Raw genomic sequence first — 21,598 nt, 5'->3', positions numbered from 1 at the left:
GCTCCCTACCTTGCAGGGACGAATGGGGACAATGCCTTGCCACAGCCGCCGACCACCCTGACCGACGAACTGGGCATTGCCCTCTCCAATCTTGCCGACAGCGCCACGGGAGTGTTCACGCCCACGCTGCGCCTCGGCGTGACGGGGCTGAGCCGGGCCGGCAAGACCATCTTCATCACCGCGCTGGTGCACAATCTGCTGACCCAGGGCCGCCTGCCCGGCTTTACGCCCCTGGCCGAGGGGCGCTTCATCGGGGCGCGGCTGGCCGAATATCCCGACGCTACCATTCCCCGCTTTGCCTATGAGCAGCATCTTGCGACGCTGACCGGCAACCCGCCCGAGTGGCCGGAGGGCACGCGACGCATTTCCCAATTGCGCCTCGTCCTCAAATTCCAGTCGGCCAAATGGTGGTCGGGCATGCGCGGACCGACAACGCTCAATCTCGACATCGTCGACTATCCCGGCGAATGGCTGCTCGACCTGCCCCTGCTCGGCCTCACCTTTGCCGAATGGAGCAAGGACGCGCTCGCCCGCGCCAATCTGCCCAGCCATCTGTCCGAAGCGGCTGATTTTCTGGGCGAACTCGACAAGACCGATGTGAAGGGCCAGGCCACCGACATTCTGGCCGAGCATCTGGCCGGGGCGTTCACCACCTATCTCCGCCGCAGCCGCGAGCACGGAGCACTCGAAACCCTGCCGCCGGGTCGGTTCCTGCTGCCGGGAGACCTCGAGGGCTCGCCGGCGCTGACCTTCGCGCCCCTGCCTCTGCCAGCTGGTGACATCCCGCGCAACAGCCTCTATCGTATGCTGGAACAGCGCTACGAGGCCTATAAGGACCGGATCGTCCGCCCCTTCTTCCGTGACCATTTCGCCCGGCTCGACCGGCAGGTGGTGCTGGTGGATACGTTGCGGGCGCTCAATGCCGGTCCCGGCGCCGTCAGCGATCTCGAAACCGCGCTGACCGCCGTGCTCGCCTGCTTCCGTCAGGGGGAGGCCAATCCGCTGCTGCGGCCCTTCACGCGACGGATCGACCGGATACTCTTTGCCGCCACCAAGGCCGATCACGTCCATCACACGAGCCACGACAAGCTCGAAGCCATTCTCAATCGCCTCGTTGCCGATGCAACCAAGCGCGCCCGCTTTGCGGGAACCGAGACCAAATCCATCGCCATGGCCGGCATAAGGGCGACCAGCGAGGGCACGATCCGCGAGGGCGGCGAGACGCTGGCAACCCTGATCGGCACGCCGATCGCCGGAGAGGAATTGGGCGACACCACTTATGACGGCAAGACCGAAATTGCCTTGTTTCCCGGTGACTTGCCGGCAAGGCCGGATTCATTGTTCGAGGATGGCAGCCCCGTCGAGCTGAATTTCTTGCGCTTCGCGCCGCCGCAAAAGCTCGAGCGCAACGCTTCCGGCGACCCTGTCCTGCCCCATATCAGGCTCGACCGGGCGCTCGACTATCTCATCGGAGACTGGATGGCATGAAGCGCCCTGTTGCCCACACCATTACCCCGAGCGCGCAATCCGCCGAACCGATGCGCGCTCCCCGCGCCTTCACGCCCGACCGCGCAGAAATCGTCGAGACGGCGTTCGAGCCCGAACTCGATCCCCAACTGATCACTCCACCACCCCGGCGTATGAGCTGGATCGGCAGGATCGCCTGGACGACGGGTGGCATTCTCGTTTCCGCCGGGCTGGGCCTTGCCGCGGACCGGCTGATCCGGGACCTCTTTGCCAGCAATGAATATCTCGGCTGGATCGGCCTTGGTGTGCTTGGCGCATTCGTCGTCGCCGTGGCGGCGCTCGTGTTTCGAGAATTCCTGGCGCTGCGCCGCCTGCGCGTGCTCGATGCGCTCAAGGCTGACGCCACCAAGGCCAGCCTCGAGAATGACCGCAAATTGGCCGGAGCGGTGGTGAGCCATCTCGATGGCGTCTATGCCGGCCGCGCCGATCTTGCCCGCGCCCGGGACGAGGTGAACCGGCACCTCCCCAATCTCTTCGACGGGACCGAAGTCATTACCCTCGCCGAGCGCAATCTCATGGCCCAGCTGGACGCCCGCGCCAAATCGCTGACGGCGGCCTCGGCGCGCCGCGTGGCCCTGGTGACGGCCGTCTCGCCCCGGGCTCTCATCGACATTGCCTTCGTCATCTACGAAAGCGTACGGCTTGCGGGGGCGATTGCGGCCCTCTACGGAGCCCGCCCAGGCTTTTTCGGGTTCTGGAGGCTCGCTGGGTCCGTGCTGACGCATCTGGCCGTCACAGGCGGCCTCGTGCTCACCGATGGCGTCGTGGAGCAGCTCGTGGGCCAGGGCTTGGCGGCAAAGCTCTCCGCGCGATTGGGCGAGGGCGTCGTCAATGGCCTGATGACGGTTCGCGTCGGCATTGCCGCCATGCGCGTCGTCCGTCCCCTGCCCTTCGACGCGCTCCCCCAACCGACCGTCCGGGATTTTATTCCCGAACTGGTCAAGGTGACACAGGACGTCGCCAAATGATCAGGCTGCCTGGCTGAGCCCTTCGAATTTGTCGAAGGTTTCGACCCGGGGCCGGGCAAAATAATAGCCCTGGAACAGCGAAATATCGGCCTGGCGGAGCGCGGTCAGCTCTGCTTCCGTCTCGACGCCTTCGGCCAGCACGACCACGCCCATTTCCCGCGCCATGGTGACGATGGCGCCGATGATGTGCCGACGCGCCGCGGAGGTGTCGATGCCGCGCAGCAATTCCATGTCGATCTTGATGAGGTCGGGCTGGAATTTGGCCAGCAGGCCGAGCCCGGCATAGCCGGCGCCGAAATCATCGAGCGCGGTGAGGAAGCCCATGCGCTTGTATTCAGCCACGATATTGGCGACATGAGCCACATCCGCCATGCGCTCGTTCTCGGTGAACTCGAACATCAGGCGCTGCGGATTGAACTGGGTGCGCGCCGCTGCCGCCAGGGTGGCGCGAATGCATGCCTTGGGCTCATAGACCGCATTGGGCATGAAATTTATCGACAGGCGAGCGGTGGATGAGGCCGGCAGATGCGCGCCGGCCAGTTCGATCGCCTTGACCCGGCAGGCCTGGTCGAACACATAGCGGTTCGCTTCGGTGACGGCGGCAAGCACCGCGCCAGCGCCCTGCCCGTCCACGCCCCGAACCAACGCCTCGTAGCCCCAGATTTCGCCCTGGACCACATCCACTATGGGATGAAACGCCATGGTGAAGGCAATCGGAAACGGCGCCGCATCTTTGCAGCCTTGGCACGAAACGGCACTCATGGACTAACCTATGTTACGGAAGTATAAGGGAAACTTCCCTATCCTGCCGCATAGGCCTTAAAGCATCGCCAACGCTGGCGTCAGTCCTTGGCGGCGCTGGGGGCGAGGGTCAGCCTGAGGCCGTCGAGAGCATCCGAGCAGAGTATCTGGCAGGAGAGGCGCGAGTTCGGCTTCACGTCGCCGACGCTGTCGAGCATGTCCTCTTCTTCGTCGCTGGGGGCGCCCACCGCGTCGAGCCAGTCGCTATCCACATAGCAATGGCAGGTGGCGCAGCTCAGCGCCCCGCCGCATTCGGCCTTGATGTTGAGGCCCCAGTCGCGAATGACCTCCATGACGCGCCAGCCCTCGAGCCCTTCGAGCTCGTGCACTTCGCCTGCCTGGTCGGTAACGGTAATTTTCATGGGTCGCTCCTCAACAGCGGGCCGTGAATAACGCCCAATGGGCCAGCCGCGCAAGAGCGCAGCACAGCCCCACACGCCAGGTCATTCCCGCGCAGGCGGGAACCCCCTGTTTTATGGAAACGGAGGTCCCCGCTTGCGCGGGGATGACACCGTGATTGTATCAGCCCTTAAGCGACGCCGAGCTTCTTCTGCAGCTTGGTCGAGCTGGTGGTGTACTGGAACACCACACGCTCATCGGGCGAGATGATCTTCTTGGCGGCCTGGGCCATGAGGGCAGCCTCATGGAAGCCGGAGAGGATCAGCTTGAGCTTGCCCGGATAATAGTTGATGTCGCCGATGGCAAAGATGCCGGGGACCGAGGTCTCGAACTTTTCGGTGTCGACGACGATGGTGTTGTCGTTGAGTTCGAGCCCCCAATCGGCGACCGGGCCGAGCTTCATGGTGAGACCGAAGAAGGGCAAGAGGCGCGTGGCGGGAATCGAGAGATCGCCGGCCTCGGTGGTGAGGTGGACGTGGTGGATCTGGCCGTTCTCACCGTCGAGCTTGGCGATCTGGCCGAGCTGGAAATTGACCTTACCTTCGGCCACCAACTCCTTCATCTTGTTCACCGAAGCCGGAGCCGCCTTGAAGGCGTCGCGGCGATGGACCAGCGTCAGCGTGCGCACGATCGGCTGGAGGTTCAGCGTCCAGTCGAGCGCGGAATCGCCGCCGCCGACGATGACGACATCCTGCCCGCGGAAGTCTTCGATCTTGCGGACGGCGTAGAACACCGACTTGTTTTCATAGGGTTCGATATCGGCCACTGGTGGGCGCTTGGGCTGGAACGAACCGCCACCGGCGGCGATCACTACGACCTTGGCGTAGAAAATCTCATCCGCATCGGTCTCGAGGCGGAACGAGCCGTCTTCCAGCTTCTCGATGGTATTGACCATGCGCGAATAGTGAAATTCGGGCGCAAAGGGCGCGATCTGCGCCATGAGATTGTCGGTCAGCTGCTGCCCGGTCACGATCGGGAAGCCCGGAATGTCATAGATCGGCTTTTCCGGATAGAGCTCGGCGCACTGGCCGCCCGGACGATCGAGAATATCGATGAAGTGGCATTTGAGATCGAGCAGCCCGAGTTCGAATGCGGCGAACAGCCCGCAGGGGCCCGCGCCAATAACGACGACGTCGGTAGTGATCTCGGTGCTCATTTCTACATGTCCAAGCTAACCGAGGCGCCCTGACTGCCCCGGCATCATTCCCGCGAGAAGGGGAATATGTGTTTAGGGAAACCGCGTGTTCCCGCGGACGCGGGATATCACGGCACTAATATGATGTGTGCTATCCACTTAGCCTAGGAAACACGACGAAGGAAGGGGCGGGTCCCCAACGGAATTTCCGTCACGCCAACCGGCTGATAGAATACGGCCACTTCTGGCAATCGGTTTTCGATCAATGCCTGCCGCGTGGGCTCGTGGGTGACCACCAGCGCATTGATGCCGCAGCGCCGCATCAGCGGAATCTGATCCTGAAGGACATCGCCTACAGCCCTGATTTCTCCGGCATATTTCAGCCGTTCAGCGAGCAGGCGCGCCGTCGAATAACCTCTGCCATCACTGAAGGCCGGGAATTTGATGGCGATCGAGACAAAGCGGGAGAGGTCGTCGGCAGCGTCCTCGATCTTCTCGCCCGGCGCGACAACAAGCCCCAGCGGGTGGGGATTGGCGAGGAATTCGGCGTGATTGGCAAGGAACACGGCCAGGGGCACGTGCACGTAGCGCGCTTCCGACGGGTTGGTGCCCTCTTCCCAATCCTTGAATGGATCGGCGATGAAGGCGCCATCTTTCCACAGCGTATGGCGGTTTGCGGCAGTCATCGGATTGGCGATCGCTCCACTGAAATCATAATGGATGCCGCATTCCTTCTTGTTGAGGCCGCGCCACCGTCCGGCGCGCGGATCCTCGCCCTCGGCAACGATCGAGGTGCAGGGGGCGCAGCCAATGGACTTGTAGCCTTTGGCATAGAGCGGGTGCTCGGGCAAGTTGTGCTTCTGCCGATATTCGACGACGTCGGCATCGGAGAAATAGGCCAGCGGATTGACCTTGATGCGATCATCGCTGGTCAATTCGAAATGCGGCAGCACGCCGCGCTCCTTGGTCTGGTAGCGCTTCCGGCCCGTCACCCAGCCACCATATTGCTCGGTGATCGGCTCCAGCGGCTCGGTCTTGCGGATATGGCAGCAGCTGTCGGGATCCGTTTCCCACAGATCGCCATGCGGATCGAAGCGCTTGATATCGGCCGGATCGGGATGGATGCCGTGGACATTGATGAGGCCGAACTGCTTTTTCAGCGTCTCGACATAGTCCAGCGTCTCGGCGAAATGCTTGCCCGTCTCGAGGAAATAGACCGGCATGGACGGATCGACCTGGGCGACCATGTGCAGCAGCACCGCCGAGTCAGCGCCGAAGGACGACACGATGGCCAGATCGCCCGGCAAGACTTCGGCCACCGCATAGCGCAGCACGCCGACAGCGTCCATTTCGTCGAACATGCCGTTGAGCGCCAGGATGCCAAGCGCACGGAGCTTGTCATTGGCCACCGGCACGGGGGCGAGTTTAGGCAAGGCCATGGAGAGTCTCCCAAAGAGGAGCGGAACGAGCGAATCTATCGCCCCCTCGCCCCTGAAGGGAGAGGGTCGGGGTGAGGGGTTCGGTGTCGGGGAAGAGCACCGCGCACAGGACAGCGCTGAACCCCTCACCCGACGCAAGAGCGTCGACCTCTCCCCTCAGGGGAGAGGTGAAAGAGGCATCAGGCTGCACCATACAGTGCCTCCTTGAACGGGGCTTCGCCGAGGCGGCGATAGGCGGCGAGGAAGGGTTCTTCGGCACTCGTCCGATTGGCGATGTAGAAATCAACGAGCTTTTCGATCGCGGCAGGTACGCGCTCAGCCTCGAAGCCGGGGCCGATGATCTTGCCCACGGCAGCGTTCTCGGTGGCGTCTCCGCCGAGCGTGATCTGATAGAGCTCGCCGCCCTTCTTCTCGACGCCCAGAATGCCGATATGGCCGACATGGTGGTGGCCGCAGGCATTGATGCAGCCGGAAATCTTGATCTTGAGATCGCCGATTTCCTTCTGCCGTTCGGGCGCGGCAAAGGCCTTGGAGATTTCCTGCGCGATCGGGATCGAGCGGGCATTGGCCAGAGCGCAGAAGTCCAGACCTGGGCAGCAGATCATGTCGGTGATGAGATTGTTGTTGCCCTCGGCCAAGCCATTGGCAACCAGAACGTCATACACCGCCCGCAGATCGGCGATGGCGACATGCGGCAGAACGAGGTTCTGCTCGTGGGTGACGCGCAGCTCGTCGTGGGAGTATTTTTCCGCGAGGTCCGCAACCACGTCCATCTGGACGTCGGTGGCGTCGCCCGGTGCACCGCCGATGGGCTTGAGTGAAACCGTAACCGATGCGTAGCCGGTCACGCGGTGCGGATGGAGATTATTATCGAGCCACCGGCCATAGGCGGGGTCGATGATCGACTGATAGGCCACGTCGATTTTGTCGCCGGAGCGGTCGGCGAAATCGGGTGGCGCGAAATAGGCGGTGATCCGGTCGAGTTCTTCCTGCGGCAGGGTCAGAACGCCACCGCGCACTTCGGCAAACTCGGCTTCCACCTGCCCCTTGATGCTTTCAAGACCCTCTTCATGGACGAGAATCTTGATGCGCGCCTTGTACTTGTTATCCCGGCGACCATAGCGGTTGTAGACCCGCATGATGCTTTCGAGATAGGCGAGCAGATGCTCGTTGGGCACGAAGGCATTGATCAGCTTGGCGATCATCGGCGTGCGGCCAAGGCCACCGCCAACCCAGACTTCCCAGCCGATCTCGCCTGCCCCGTTCACAGCGGCCTGGAGGCCGATATCGTGGAAGCGAATGGCGGCGCGGTCATTGGGCGAGCCTGTGATGGCGATCTTGAATTTGCGCGGCAGGTAGGAGAACTCCGGGTGGAGGCTCGACCACTGGCGCAGGATTTCGGCGATTGGACGCGGATCGATGATCTCGTCGGCGGCGGCACCGGCGAACTGGTCCGTCGTGACATTGCGGATGCAATTGCCCGAGGTCTGGATGGCGTGCATCTCGACCGATGCCAGTTCCTCGAGGATCGCAGGAATGTCCTTGAGCTTGGGCCAGTTGAACTGGATGTTCTGCCGCGTGGTGAAGTGGCCATAGCCGCGGTCATAGGTGCGCGCGATGTAGGCCAGCTTGCGCATCTGGCGCGAGTTCATCGTGCCATAGGGCACGGCGATGCGCAGCATATAGGCGTGCAGCTGCAGATAGAGCCCGTTCATCAGCCGCAGCGGCCGGAACTGGTCCTCGCTGAGTTCGCCAGAGAGGCGGCGCTTTACCTGATCGGCAAACTGCGCGGTGCGGCCCATGACAAAGGCCGCGTCGAATTCGTCATATCGATACATGACCGTCCTGATCCAGATGCTGGCGGTCGTAAGCCTGCCCGTTGAGAGTGAGGGGTGCGGTGGGGCCCGCAGCCCGGATGCGTTCGCGCAGGCGGCGGGGCACGATCACCCCGTCGACCTGGTCGATTTCTTCGATTTCTAGACTGACGATGCGGCCCGTCGCCTTGGTGGCGGCAATGGCGGCGTCGCGCTCGGCGGTCTGGTCCTTGTCGAAGAGGCGGGAAGCCTGCAGCTCCTCGCCCCAGACGCCATCGGCGCGGAGATAGACCGCAGCGCCCGAAACCAATTCGTTACCGGTCAGGATTTCCATATGTCACGCTACCTTGAAACTATTTTGGGCGGCGGCCGCTGTCGCGGACCAGTCACCCGACGCGATCGCACGGCCGATGAGGATCACCGCCGGACCATCGGGAAAATCGACGACACCCTGCGCCACAGCGCCAAGCGTGCCGGAATAATTGCGGCTGTCGGCACGCCCCGCATTGACCACGATGCCAATCGGAAGATCGGCTTCCGCACCATGGGCGATGAGGCGGCCGGCGGTCTCGGCCGCGATGGACTTGCCCATGTAGAGCGCCAGCGTCAGCCCGGACTGCGCCAGCGCCGCCCAATGGGCGAGATCGCCGTCGTCGGCGCCATGGGCCGTTGCCATGACAAAACCGCTCGAGACTTTTCGGAGGGTGACCGGCGTAGCCGTGTCGGAGGCGGCGGCCAGAGCAGCGCTGACGCCCGGCACGATCTCGTAGGCAAAGCCTGCCTTGCGCAGTGCAGCGATCTCTTCGCCGGCCCGACCGAAGATCATCGGATCGCCGGATTTTAGCCGGGCGACTTTCTTGCCTTCGCCGGCAAGGCGCACGAGCAGCGTGTTGATCTGGGCCTGGCTGAAGGAATGGTGCCCCTTGGCCTTGCCGACGGAAATCTGCTCTGCGTCGCGGCGGCCCATCTCGACGACGGCGGCAGGGACAAGCTGATCGTGAACGATGACGTCTGCCTGCTGCAGCAGGCGCTGGGCACGCAGGGTGAGGAGGTCTTCGGAGCCCGGGCCCGCGCCAATCAGCCAGACGACGCCCGCGCCCCTGCCCCCAGCCGCATGGGCGGCCAGAAGCTTTTCGGCCTCTGCATTGCCTTCGCCGGCAAGTCTGGCGCGCTCGATGGCGGGCGAGGTGACGAGGTCCTCGTAGAAGCGACGACGGGCTGCACCGTCCTGAATCAGGCTCTCAACCTTGTGGCGTAACCCACCGGCGAGACTCGCGATTTTGCCGATGCCCGGAGACAGCAAGGCTTCGATCTGCGCCCGTACCAGCCGCGCCAGCACCGGGGCATCGCCTTCGGTGGAGATGGCGACGGTCAGCGGCGCGCGATCGACAATGGACGGGGTGTAGAAATCGCACTCGGCGGGGACGTCGACGACATTGAGCGGAATGCCGCGGCGCCGCGCTTCGGCCTTGGCCAGCTCTGCGTCGGCACTCTCTTCGGCAACGAAGACCAAAGCTGCGCCAAAGATGTCGGCAGCGGTGATGGCGCGCTCGAAAATGCTGGCAGGAAACTGGGAGAAGTCAGCTTCGATGTGCTGGGAGTAAATCTCTATCGAAGCAGTAGTCTTAGAAACCAACCTGACCTTGTTGAGGGCCTCATCGTCACCGCCGACGATGATTATGCGCTTGCCCTTGACCTTAAAACTCAACGGAAATGTGTTGAGACTGCCCATCATGATCCTGTTCGAAAGATGCTGGAAACTAATCCAAACGCACTCCTCGCCACAAGACTTTGAAATTCAATAGCTTTTATATTTCTCTGCCACGACAGGGATTGGAATGGGCGGCGCACCAGACCCGGTGCGCCGCCAAATGAATCCTCGACCGGCCCATCGAGAGAAAATTTTGCTTTAAAAGGGGCTCAGCCCTGGCGGGTCGGCACGTGGACGACGAGCCCGTCAAGAGTGTCGCGCACCTTGATCTGGCACGAGAGACGGCTCTCGTCGCGGACGTCGAAGGCAAAGTCGAGCATGTCCTCTTCCATCGAGGACGGGCCGCCGACTGTCTCGCGCCAGGCATCGTCGACATAGACATGGCACGTCGCGCAGGTGCAGGCGCCGCCGCACTCGGCAACGATGCCGGGAACGGCATTCATGATGGCAGTTTCCATGACGGTCGCGCCGTTTTCAGCTTCCGTCTCGATGCGCTCGCCATTGGCGGTAACAAAAGTGATTTTGGTCATGGGTCTCAGGATCTTGCTGTTCTCAAGCCATATAGGGGCTCGGAGCGGCTCAGGAAAGGCCGAGCAGGCCTTCGAGGTAGTGCCGGCTTATACCAAACATCGCCTTCACTTCGGCAATGCGTGACAGTGTCGCTTCACGCGAGGGCGCCTTGCCCTTTTGCGCGACGATCAGATTGTTCTTGGGCGTGTGGGCATCGGACACGAACTCGAACACCTTGGTGCGATAGCCACTGGCCTCGAGCAGCAGCGAGCGCAGACCATCGGTCACCATCTCGGACTGCTTTTCGAGGAAAGTGCCGTGGCGAAGGAGGAACTCGAGGCGGTCGTCGCTCTGTCCGCGCTCAATCTCGCGGCGGATCTGCTTGTGGCAGCAGGGCGCCACGGCGATGAGATCGGCCCCTGCCCTGATGCCCTGGAAAATGGCATCGTCCGTCGCCGTGTCGCAGGCATGGAGCGCAATGACCGCGTCAGCGCCGCTGGCGTCATAGTCGAGAATGCTTCCGGCTTCGAACCGCAACCCGGCAAAGCCAGACGCCTTGGCAGTCGCGTTGCCGTCGCTGACCAATTGGGGCCGCAGCTCGACACCGATGATCTCCGCGCTCTTGCCCTGGCCCGAGAGATAGTCGTAGAGCGCGAAATCGAGATAGCCCTTGCCCGCGCCCATATCGAGAATGCGCGGATTCTCTGCTTTAAGGCCCTGAATCAGGGGCGCAAAGATTTCAACCATCTTGTTGATCTGGCGGAATTTATCCTGCGCATCGGCGCGCACGGCGCCGTCCTTGCCGGTGATGCCGAGGGCGTGCAGCCACGGTTTGTCGGTTTCAGTCAGGGGGCGGTTCTTGGTGCGGTCGTGGCTCGCCGTCGCGGCCTCGCGGCCGCTCACGGCCCGGCGTTTGAAATGGATTTTGTCGCCCTGGATCTCGAACTTGATGTCGAAATTTGTCGTCTCAAGCTGCGCGCTGCGCCAGATCGTTCCGAGGGCCTCACCCAGAAAGGCGCGCGCCTCCTCGATGGAGAAATTCTTGGTGATGTCGCGCGTCTTGTAGCGAAACACAAAGCTTAGGCGCTCGCCGGCCTTGATCGAGACTTTTCGCGCCTCGAACGATTTGAGTTCGGCTTCCGGACCGTTGTAGCCGCCGCATTTGAGTTTCAGCAAAGAGCCGTCCGCGAAGGACGCGGAGACGGCCTCGAGGAACTCGGCGATGCGGTCGGGGGCGCTCAATGCCGTTCCTTGGTGGTGAGGAAGCGGATCTTGGGCCAATCCTGCTTGGCGCGATCGGCCCACCAGGCGTTCTGCGCGAGAAATACCGGCGCGCCCGAGCGATCCTCGGCCATATTGACCTTCTGGGCGGTGATGAAGCGGTTGAGTTCGGCCGGATCGTCGCTTTCGACCCAACGCGCCACTTCGAACCCCATGGGCTCGAAAGTGATCGGCACGCCATATTCCTTGCCCACGCGACTGGCGAGCACTTCGAGCTGTAGCTGGCCGACCACGCCCACGATCCAGTCCGCACCGACCATGCGGCGGAAGACCTGGGTTACACCCTCCTCGGCCAGATCCGAGAGGGCCTTGGCCATCTGCTTGGTCTTCATGTGATCGGTCAGGCGCACGCGGCGGATGATTTCCGGCGCGAAGTTCGGAATACCCGTCACATTGATATTGGCGCCTTCGGTCAGCGTGTCGCCGACCGAGAGCGTACCGTGATTGGGGATACCCACAATATCGCCGGCCACGGCCTCTTCTGCCAGCTCGCGGTTATTGCCGAAAAAGAACATCGGGTTGGACACGGCCATGTCCTTGCCCGAGCGCACATTCTTGAGGCGCATGCCGCGGGTGAAGGTGCCCGAGCAAAGGCGCACGAAGGCGATGCGGTCGCGGTGGTTGGCGTCCATGTTCGCCTGCACCTTGAATACGAAACCGGTGACCTTCTTGTCCGAGGGCGGGATCGGGGCCGGCAATGCCGGCTGCGGCCGCGGCTCGGGACCCCACTCGCCCAATGTGCGCAGGAGTTCGGCCACCGAGATGCCCCGCAGCGCCGAACCGAACAGGACCGGGCTCAAATGGCCGGCATGGAAGGTTTCGAGATCGAACTTGGGCAGCATGGCCTGTGCCATTTCCAGCGTCTCGATCGCCGTCATGAACACGGGGTTGTCCGCCAATGCCGATACGTCGAGCAAATCTTCGAGCTGCTCATATTCGGCGATCGGCTTGCCCTGCGGGTTGACGACACGCTTCTCCAGCAAATCGATATAGCCGAAGAAATCGACACCCATGCCGATCGGCCAGAGTATCGGCGTCAGATCGAGAGCGAGCTTGCTCTGGATTTCGTCGATGAGATCGAGCGGCGCGATACCCTCGCGGTCCACCTTGTTGATGAAGGTGATGATCGGGATGTCGCGGAGGCGGCACACTTCAAAGAGTTTTTGCGTCTGGGCTTCGATACCCTTGGCGGCGTCGATGACCATGATGGCCGCATCGACAGCCGTGAGGGTGCGGTAGGTGTCCTCGGAAAAGTCCGAGTGGCCCGGCGTATCGAGCAGATTGAGCGTCAGCCCGTCATAGTCGAAGGTCATCACCGACGAAGTGATGGAAATGCCGCGCTGCTGCTCCATCTCCATCCAGTCCGAGCGCGTCGAACGCTGCCCGGCCTTGCCGCGCACGGCGCCGGCAGACTGGATCGCGCCGGCCGCCGCCAACAGGCGCTCGGTCAGCGTGGTCTTGCCGGCGTCCGGATGCGAAATGATCGCAAAGGTACGGCGGGTGCGGAAAGGTTCAAGGGCGGCACGAGGGGAGGCCTCGGCGACGGAAGGCGATAGGGACATGGAAGCGACCGGGCCTCGTGGGCGCCAGACCAGGGCCGGCGCGAACGACTAAACTGTGCGGGCTCTATAAAAGAAGCCGCAAGCGCGGTCAAACACCAGCCGCGTGATCGCCTTATTCGGGCGCGCCGACCAGCAGGCGGGCGATGTAGCCGCGCACATCTTCGACAGCAAGACCCAGATCGTCGACGCGCTCCGCCACCATTGGCTGTCCGCCGCGAATATCCGCTTCGAGTGCAACCGCCATGTCGGCGATTGTCCAGGCGCCAACCCCCGAGGCGGCTCCCTTGATGGCGTGAAGGTTCATCGCGATCTGCTCGGGCGTGGCCGCGGCACGCAGCCGCGCATAATAAGTGGCGATGGTGGTATCGAAGAGCCGCAGGATTTCCAGCTCCAGCCCTTCATCACCAAGACATTGCTTGGCCAGGTGTACGAGATCGATCGGGCGCATCGTGCGCGAGCGGACCTGCGGGGCCGCCTCCGGCTTTGCAGCAGCTGTGTTACGCGCCATGGTCCAACTCCTCGCCAATGCGAAGCCGGCAGACAATTGGACCGCCTCGCGCCACCCAGCCTAGATTGCACCCATGAACAGCTTCTTAAGCCACATCTTTGCCTTTGTTTGCCGTTCCTCTCCGCCCGTTTCCACGCGAAAATTAACCTTTCGCTAGGAAAAAGTTCGGTTTGCATCAAATTGAATGTAATAGTGAACGATGAGCCAGCGCGCGGCGGCGAAGGTTCGGAACGGTGCGGGGCATTTGCATCGAATTGTTCCGGTTTGACCACGTGCTCCGAAAGGGGACCGGGGTTAAAGACTGCTCCTTCAGTCCGCCATGTCGCTGTAGTGCCGACGCGAGAGTTGTAGAGAGTATGGCCAAGAACCCGACGCCCCAGAACGATCCTGCCGCGCTGGCGTTTTCAGCAGTGGAAGACGCCCTCAAGGAATCGGTGTTCAGCCTCGATCCCGCCAACCGCCAGTCGGAGCGCAAGCCAAGCGAGCCCAGCAAGTCCGAACGGCTGCGCACGGCCGACAAGATCGCCCAGCAGGCCGGCGCCGTTGCCAATGACGATCGCGCCTCTACGTCGCGCTTGCTCTACGGCCTTCAGAACCGGTCGTCCTCGACGCCGACCTGGCTTGCCATTGTCCTCTCCGCACTCTGGGTCACCGCAGGCGTAACCGTTGCCGTGCTGCGCTACGGTCCGGAAATGGCCAATTTCGGACAATTCGCCGGCACCATCGAATTCATTGCCATCCTCGCCATCATCGTGCTGCCGGTTCTCGGCTTCTTCGCCGTGGCGACGCTCATTCGCCGCGCCCAGGATTTGCGCAATGCCGCATCCTCCATCACCCAGGCCGCCATCCGCCTCGCCGAACCCGAAGTGACCGCTGCCGACAAGGTCGCTTCCGTGGGCCAGGCCGTGCGCCGCGAAGTAAACGCCCTGGGCGACGGGCTCGAACGCGCCCTCACCCGCGCCGGCGAACTCGAAGTGATGATCCACAACGAGGTCACGGCCCTCGAGCGCACCTATTCGGACAATGAATCGCGCATGCGCGCGCTGATCGCCGAACTGGCCAGCCAGCGTGAAAGCGTCCTCACCAATACCGAGCGTGTCCGCGAAGCCATCACTGAGAGCCACACCGGCCTCGTCTTCGACCTCGACATGATCAGCCAGCGCATCGCCGGCACCATCGTCGAAAGCGGCGGCAATCTCACCCGTGCGCTCGAGACCACGGGCAATGTCCTGAACACGACATTCTCCGAGCGATCGACCGACTTCGCCCAGCTGGTCGACAACCGCACCACCGACTTCCTCTCGGCGCTGGATGACAGCGCTTCTCGCGTTCAGCGGACGCTGGAAGACCAGTCCAACTCCCTCAGCGTCAATATCGAATCCCGCTCCGCCGAGATGGCAGCCGTGGTCGAAGGGCAAATCCAGGCGCTGATCGAAGCACTCGACAGCCGCGCCAGTACGATCGGCGGCACGTTGGAATCGCACACCGCGTCCTTTACCTCCGCCTATCAGGACCAGACCGACGCCCTTGCAAATCTGCTGGCCATCGGCGGCACCAAGCTGGTCGATCAGCTGCGTGAACGCGGCGATCTTGTCAGCGCGGCCCTCGAACAGATTGGCCAACGCGTTTCCGAAGACATCTCCGGCCGCTCGCACGAGGCCGAGAGCCTGCTGTCCGCGCTGTCGCGCCAGCTCGACGAATCCGTCTCCATCCAGCTCAACGCCATGGAAAGCCGCCTCCAGTCCGCGCTGATCGAAATCAATGGCGCACTGGACGATACGTCCGAACGCGCGCGCATCACGCTGTCCTCGGCCGGCCAGGATTCGCTTGGTCTCTTCGACGCCCGCCTGAACGAAATCACCGGCGTTCTCGATGATCGCCTGCACGCGCTCGACAATGTCATCGGCGACAAGGGCGACCGCCTGCTGTCCCGCCTCGACGAGCATGGCAGCAGCTTTGCGACCCGCGCCAATGTTCTTGAAATGGCGCTCGACAAGGAATCCGGCCGCTTCAACGACGTCGTCACCGAGCGCACCCGCGAGATGAACGAGGTCATCGGCGCCAAGACCAAGGCCATTGCCGAAAGCCTGATCAGCAGTGCCCAGGAAATCTCGAGCACGCTCGACACCTACACCGCCGCCCTGAGCGAGACGATCGACAGCCGCACCGGCCGCATCGACGATATCCTCACCACCCGGACAAGCGACATTGCCGGCGCAATCGCGTCTGGCGCTGAGGCCCTCGAAACAACCCTGAGCGGTCGCGGTCACGAAATGGGCGAAGCCATTCGCCAGCAGGCCCAGCAGCTGGGCGAGACCCTCACCATCAGCACGCAGGGTTTCGAGCAGGCCATTACCGGCCGGACCCGGGATCTCGCGGACACGCTGTCCGAGCGCTCGAACGCCCTGTCGCTGGAGCTCGAAAGCCGTACCGGCGCCCTCACCAGCCAGCTCGACGAACGCACCAATCTGCTGACTTCGCGCCTCGATCAGCGTACCGACGAACTGACCAGCGGCCTCGATATCCGGACCGAGGCCCTTGCCAGCGCCCTCGACATCCGCACCGAAGTTCTCGGCCACACCATGGACGAGCGCACCAGCGCCCTGACCGGCGCCCTGGACGAGAAGGCCACCGCGCTCAACGAAGCGCTTGCGGCCCGCAGCGCTGCCCTCACCAGCGACATCGCCGAGCAGGCCCATGCGCTGACCAGCGGCATCGACGCCCGCACAGGCGCTCTGACCTCGGGCATCACCCTGCGCGCCAATGCTCTTCACACGATCATCGAGGAGAAGTCCGCGGCTTTGACCACAGGTCTCGACGAGCGCACTGCCGCCCTGACGGCGGGCCTCGAAGAACGTGCTTCGCTCCTCGAAGAACGCGCAGCCGCGTTCACTACCGGTCTTGACGAGCAGACGACCGCGCTCACGACTGGTCTGGATGAGCGGACCGCCGCGCTGACATCGGGGCTGTATGCCCGCACAGCGGCGTTCAACGCCGGCCTCGACCAGCGCGCATCTGCCCTCACTGCCGGCCTGGATGAACGCGCCAACGCCCTGACCACAGGGATCGACGAGCGCACCAGCACCCTCAATGCCGGTCTCGATGAGCGCACCCTCGCCCTCAGGGCAAGTCTGGACATGCGCAGTGCCGCACTCAAGGCAGGCATTGATGAGCGCACCAATGCCCTCAATGCTGGTCTCGATGAGCGCGCTGCCGCGCTGACGGCTGGCCTTGACGAGCGGACATCCGCCCTCACCGAAGGCCTCGATGAGCGCACCAATGCGCTGACCTCCGGACTTGATGCACGCGCCGACATCTTTTCGGCCAGCATCGACGTTCGCACCCAGGCGCTTGGCAATACCATCGATGCCCGCGTCGATCGCCTCGCCGAAGAACTGGACAGCCGCACCCTCGCCCTGGGCGCAAAGCTCGAGGAAGGCCGTGGCCGCCTGACCAGCGCCATCGATTATCGCGCCACCCAGCTCGTGGAAGACGTCAGCGCCCGCACAACGCTGATGACCGAAGCCCTCGATGCGCATGCGCAGGAGCTGAACACCAATCTGGCCACCCGGACCGCCGAACTGGATTCAACGCTCGGCAGCCATTCGGCTGACATCACCGCAACGCTCGACAGCCGGACAGCCGCTCTCAACAGCGCGCTCGAAAACCGCGCAACCGAGTTCGCCGAAGCCATCGACAGCCGCACCCAGGAGCTGGCAACCACGGTCGGCACGCGCACGCACCAATTGAGCAGTGCCCTTGCCGCCCGCACGCAGGCCCTGTCCGACACGCTGACCAACCACACCAACTCCATGGGCGAGACGATCGGCCTGCACACCGCAGAAATGGCCCAGACGCTCGACCAGCACAGTGTCGTCGCCCGCCAATCCATCGACGCCTCGCTGCGCACCGCCACCGAGACCATGACCACCCGTCTTGAAGACATGTCTTCGACGGTCTCGGGTCGCGTCAACGAAATCAGCGGTGCGCTCACTGCCGGTATCGACACCGCCCTCGCCCGCGTGGACGAGAGCGAACGCAATGTGACGAGCCGCATGGATGCCGCCAGCGTCAATTTCCACGAGAATGTGCGCAAGGCCACCGACATCGTCGAAGCCGGCGTCAATGCCGCGCGCCAGTCCATGATCGACCTTGTCGACCAGCGTCTTGGCACCCTGCCCGAGGCCATCACGGCGCGGGCCGACATCACGGCCGAGCGTCTGGCTTCGCTCAACTCCTCGATCAATACCTCGATCACCCAGTCCATGGCCGATCTCGAAGCCGGGGCCGACCGCATCGAGGAGACGATCGCGACGCGCATCACCGCCGCGACGCACACGATCGCTGCCGATGTCGAGAACACCGCCACCCGCATGGACATCGCGGTGCGCTCCGCCCTCGACCAGTTCCGCATGGCCGCGCACAATATCGACGAGATCGTGACGGTTAAGGCAGTCGACAGCGTGACCTCGATCGAAGAGCGCCTGGGCGAGGTCAATCGCTCGGTTTCCAACCATACCGCCGCCTTCGCGGCGCTGGTCAATGAACGCTCCGCCGAACTGCAGAACGCCCTGCGCGGCCATGGCAATATCCTGCGCGATGCCCTCTCTGAGAACGCACGCGAGGCCGAAGAGGTCATGGCGACCTCGACGTCCCGCATTCTCAACGACGTCACGACCGCGCTCAGCAAGCTCAACGATTCCAATTTGATGCTGCAGCACGTGCTCGACGCCTCGACCACCAATCTGGCAACGCTCGAAACCAGCATCGCCCAGCAGACCGCCAATTATGCCGGCACGATGCGCGAAGCCATGGGCCAGACCGAGGAAGCCGGCATCCTCGTCGGCCAGCATGTCGGCGCCCTGCAGCAGACCATCCGCTCCATGGTCGACGAATTTGCCTCCATCCTCGGCCGTCTCGACGTCGAAGTGGTGAGCATGAACCAGGCCTCGCGGGCTCTCGAATCGACCAGCGGCTCCGCCCTCGAAACCCTCGAGGAGCGTCGCGGCGCCATGGAAGCCCTCGCCGAGAGCTTTGCCTCGCGCGCCGACGACATCGACGGCCGCATGCGCATGTTCGCCCAGTCGATCGCCGATACCGTCCAGGAAACCGAGCGTCGCCTCATCAGCGCACGCCGGGCCATGGATGAGGCCCTGCAGGCGACCAGCTTCCAGGTCACCGACACACTCGGCCAGAGCACCCAGGCCATCACCCAGGCGCTCGAAACGGCAACCACCAGCGTCAATGATGCGCTCTACTCGACCAATGAGCGTTTCACCCAGACCCTGGGCAACAACGCCGCACAGGTCGATGGCGCTGTCCAGCGCGCTGCCGAAGCCGCTGCCGCCGCTCTCAGCCAGACCTCGACCGCGGTCCGCTCGGCTCTCGCCGGCCAGGCCAATCAGGTCAATGCTGCCCTGGAAGAGAACGCCAACAAGGTCAGCGACCTCCTCTCCTCGACCGCCGGCAGTGTTACCGACGTGCTCACGACCACGACCAGCACGCTGGCCGACACGATCGCCGACTCGACCCAGTCCGTGCGCGGCGCCATCGCCTCGAACACCGGCCAATTGCGCCAGGCGGTCGACCAGTCGACCGACATCGTTCGCAAGGCGCTGGACGAAACCACAGAGGAAGTCACCGGTCGCCTTGGCGATTTCCGCGAAACCGCGGATGGCGAAAGCCGCCGCACCAATGCTGCGCTCCAGGATGCTCAGCGCCGCCTGATCGCAGAAATGCAGCAGGCCATCGAAGACGCCACCCATCGCTTCGGCGAGACCGCCCGCGCCATGCGCGAAACGGCCCGCGAAGTTGGCGGCGAACTGGAAGCCACGCGCGCCGAACTGGCTCGTGGCGTCAACGAGCTGCCGGAAGAAACCCGCGCCAGCGCCGCGGCCATGCGCCGTGTCGTTGCCGAGCAGATCGAGGCACTCTCCGAACTCAACGCCATCGTCCGCAACCAGCCGGCAACCCACGACGTCACCGATCGTCGCGCCAGCTCGCGTGCGGCCCTGCGCCAGCCCGACCCGGCACCGCGTCAGCCCGAACCGGCACAGGCGGCCCAGCCGCTCGTCGACCCGATCCGTGCACGCCCTGCCGAGCAGCCGGCCGCTGTGGCCCAAGCTCCGGCACAGGCACCAGCGCCTGCCCCCGCCCCTGCTGCCCCCCAGGCCGCACCTGCTCCACGGGCAGAAGCTCAGGCGCAGGCCGGTGAAGGTGGATGGCTCCGCGACGTGCTGCGCAATGCTTCGGCCAAGCAGGCCGGCGCCCAGGCACCCCAGGGCCTCTCGACCCTGACCGAGGAAATTGCCCGTGCCATCGACGACGGTGCCCTCGCCGAGGCCTGGGGCCGCTACCAGGCCGGCGAGTCCAACGTGTTTTCGCGCCGCATCTACACGCTGACTGGCCAGGGTACGTATGACGAAGTTCGCAAGCGCCTGCAGCGCGACGCCGACTTCATGCGGACGGCACAGGCCTATATGAGCGACTTCGAGCAATTGCTGAAGCGCGCCGCTGCCGGCCCGCGTCCTGCCGCCGAGACCCGCGAATATCTGCTGTCGGATCGCGGCAAGGTCTACACCACTCTCGCCCATGCAAGCGGCCGGCTCAGCTAAGCCTAGCCAACGGAACGAACGAAAAAGCCCCGGTAGAGACCGGGGCTTTTTTTTATGGCCGGAGGCGTCGCTGGGAACAGGCTGAGACGGGGATCGCGCCGTCCCCCGTCCCCTGTCAGCGGGGAAGCACTGCATCCTTTGGGGGCCGCAGCTTCAACGAGAGCAGCACACAAACAATCGCGATGCTGCTGGTGAGGGTGGAGTAGAAGAAGGCCCCTGCCCCGAACAGCTCGACAAGGAAGCCGAAGGCCACCAGTGCGAACATGGACGCACCCTGCTGCAGCATGTTGGCAAAGCCCTGCGCCTCGGCAGCATTGGCTTCGTTGGTCCAGTTGGCGATGAAATGGACCACCCCCAGATAGCCGATGCCGAAGCTGAAAGCGTGCAGGGTCTGGACGAAGAACAAAAGCTCGACCGGAGGATTGAACGCCATGACGGTGAAGCGGATTAGCCCCGCTATGGCCGCGGCAAGGATCATGTTTCGGGCGGTAAAACGCCCACCGAACCGTCGCCACAGGAACATGGCCAACGCTTCGGCCGCCGCCGCCGCAGCCAGCAATGGCCCGATGTAATAGTCGGCGATGCCGCTTTCATGCCAAAGCAGCGCGGCAAAGCCACCAATCAGCGCATTGCTGGAATTGACCAGCGCAAAGGCGACAAGCGGCAGCACAAACCAAAGCTGCAGCGAATCCCGCAGGCGCGTGCCGGTCACGGCCTGCAAATTCGGCTCGGCCAGTGTGGTCTTGGCAGATGGAGCCCGGAACCGCGGCAGGCCAAGGCCGAGCAGCGCTCGACCCAAAGTCATGACGACATAAAGGGTGATGAAGGAACCGGGTCCCATCTGGGTCAATGCGACGCCGATTGCCGCAACGCCGACGACGTAGCCGACCGTCGCCCAGACCCTGATGGCGCCGAAATCCGTGCCATTGCGCCGGGCCATCCGCACCGTGGCGGCATCGATAATGGGCGGCACCAGGCCATTACTGATCGAGCACAGGCTCCAGACCAGCAAAATCCCCCAGAACTCGCTGACGAAATAGAGACCTATCGGCGCCAGCGCCGAAGCCACCGAGATGATGATGATAGCCGTTCGCCAGTCATCGGCCCGATCGGCAAGCCTGCCGACCACCACATTGAGCAGCAGCAAGCCCAGCATGGGCAAGGCGTTGATGATCCCGATCTGGTCAGCCGGAATGCCGTGTTGGCTGATCCAGAGGCCCAGAAACACAGTGGCGACAGCGCCAGGGAGATAGACGGTGAATTGATAAATTGACGTGCGCGCTTCGGGACTACCCAAGCGCGAAAGGGCCGGCGGCATGGAAAAGACTC

General features: G+C 63.5%; 15 protein-coding genes. 3 read left to right on the top strand and 12 right to left on the bottom strand.

From position 1 onward, the window contains the following. Window positions 1–36 precede the first annotated feature (36 nt). A complete protein-coding gene (locus tag N0P34_RS08000; RefSeq protein ID WP_275606488.1) occupies window positions 37–1,488 on the top strand; it encodes a YcjX family protein in 1,452 nt (483 codons plus the stop codon). Next, window positions 1,485–2,495 (top strand): TIGR01620 family protein, encoded by a 1,011-nt coding sequence (locus tag N0P34_RS07995; RefSeq protein ID WP_275606487.1) that lies wholly within the window; start codon window positions 1,485–1,487, stop codon window positions 2,493–2,495. The genes N0P34_RS08000 and N0P34_RS07995 overlap by 4 nt, the downstream gene beginning before the upstream one ends. Here the strand turns inward: N0P34_RS07995 and N0P34_RS07990 are convergent, their stop codons facing one another. The 11 genes from N0P34_RS07990 to N0P34_RS07940 form a co-directional block, all read right to left on the bottom strand. Continuing rightward, window positions 2,496–3,257: an EAL domain-containing protein gene (locus tag N0P34_RS07990; protein WP_275606486.1), complete on the bottom strand. Its 762-nt coding sequence runs from the start codon at window positions 3,255–3,257 to the stop codon at window positions 2,496–2,498. Window positions 3,258–3,337: 80 nt separating this feature from the next. Continuing rightward, window positions 3,338–3,658, bottom strand: a complete 321-nt coding sequence (locus tag N0P34_RS07985) for a 2Fe-2S iron-sulfur cluster-binding protein (RefSeq protein WP_275606485.1) — start codon at window positions 3,656–3,658, stop codon at window positions 3,338–3,340. Window positions 3,659–3,825: 167 nt separating this feature from the next. After that, complete coding sequence (locus tag N0P34_RS07980; RefSeq protein WP_275606484.1) at window positions 3,826–4,851, bottom strand: NAD(P)/FAD-dependent oxidoreductase; 1,026 nt, start codon at window positions 4,849–4,851, stop codon at window positions 3,826–3,828. A 143-nt stretch (window positions 4,852–4,994) separates the two neighbouring features. Further along, window positions 4,995–6,269 carry a phosphoadenylyl-sulfate reductase gene (locus tag N0P34_RS07975; RefSeq protein ID WP_275606483.1) on the bottom strand — a complete coding sequence of 425 codons (1,275 nt, stop codon included), beginning with the start codon at window positions 6,267–6,269 and terminating at the stop codon, window positions 4,995–4,997. A gap of 179 nt (window positions 6,270–6,448) precedes the next feature. Continuing rightward, a complete protein-coding gene (locus N0P34_RS07970; RefSeq protein WP_275606482.1) occupies window positions 6,449–8,107 on the bottom strand; it encodes a nitrite/sulfite reductase in 1,659 nt (552 codons plus the stop codon). After that, on the bottom strand, window positions 8,094–8,417 hold the full coding sequence (locus N0P34_RS07965; protein WP_275606481.1) for a DUF2849 domain-containing protein: 324 nt from the start codon (window positions 8,415–8,417) through the stop codon (window positions 8,094–8,096). The genes N0P34_RS07970 and N0P34_RS07965 overlap by 14 nt, the downstream gene beginning before the upstream one ends. A 3-nt stretch (window positions 8,418–8,420) precedes the next feature. Continuing rightward, a complete protein-coding gene (gene cysG, locus N0P34_RS07960) occupies window positions 8,421–9,818 on the bottom strand; it encodes a siroheme synthase CysG (RefSeq protein ID WP_275606480.1) in 1,398 nt (465 codons plus the stop codon). A gap of 185 nt (window positions 9,819–10,003) precedes the next feature. Continuing rightward, window positions 10,004–10,324: a 2Fe-2S iron-sulfur cluster-binding protein gene (locus tag N0P34_RS07955; protein WP_275606479.1), complete on the bottom strand. Its 321-nt coding sequence runs from the start codon at window positions 10,322–10,324 to the stop codon at window positions 10,004–10,006. Between the two features lie 49 nt (window positions 10,325–10,373). Continuing rightward, window positions 10,374–11,546, bottom strand: coding sequence for an SAM-dependent methyltransferase (locus N0P34_RS07950; RefSeq protein ID WP_275606478.1), 1,173 nt, complete (start codon window positions 11,544–11,546; stop codon window positions 10,374–10,376). After that, entirely contained in the window at window positions 11,543–13,147 is a 1,605-nt protein-coding gene (locus N0P34_RS07945; protein ID WP_275606477.1) for a peptide chain release factor 3, read from the bottom strand. Before N0P34_RS07945 ends, N0P34_RS07950 begins: the two co-directional genes overlap by 4 nt. A gap of 112 nt (window positions 13,148–13,259) precedes the next feature. Continuing rightward, window positions 13,260–13,655, bottom strand: a complete 396-nt coding sequence (locus tag N0P34_RS07940) for an Hpt domain-containing protein (protein WP_275606476.1) — start codon at window positions 13,653–13,655, stop codon at window positions 13,260–13,262. Between the two features lie 356 nt (window positions 13,656–14,011). Here N0P34_RS07940 and N0P34_RS07935 point away from each other — a divergent pair, with 356 nt between their 5' ends. Beyond that, a complete protein-coding gene (locus tag N0P34_RS07935) occupies window positions 14,012–20,269 on the top strand; it encodes a hypothetical protein (protein ID WP_275606475.1) in 6,258 nt (2,085 codons plus the stop codon). A gap of 115 nt (window positions 20,270–20,384) precedes the next feature. Here the strand turns inward: N0P34_RS07935 and N0P34_RS07930 are convergent, their stop codons facing one another. Next, on the bottom strand, window positions 20,385–21,587 hold the full coding sequence (locus N0P34_RS07930) for an MFS transporter (protein WP_275606474.1): 1,203 nt from the start codon (window positions 21,585–21,587) through the stop codon (window positions 20,385–20,387). Between the last annotated feature and the right edge of the window lie 11 nt (window positions 21,588–21,598).

This window comes from Devosia sp. FJ2-5-3, from assembly GCF_029201545.1.
Lineage (GTDB): Bacteria > Pseudomonadota > Alphaproteobacteria > Rhizobiales > Devosiaceae > Devosia.
Note: the sequence above shows the minus strand (reverse complement) of the source record. Positions and strands in the feature narration are given on the sequence as shown.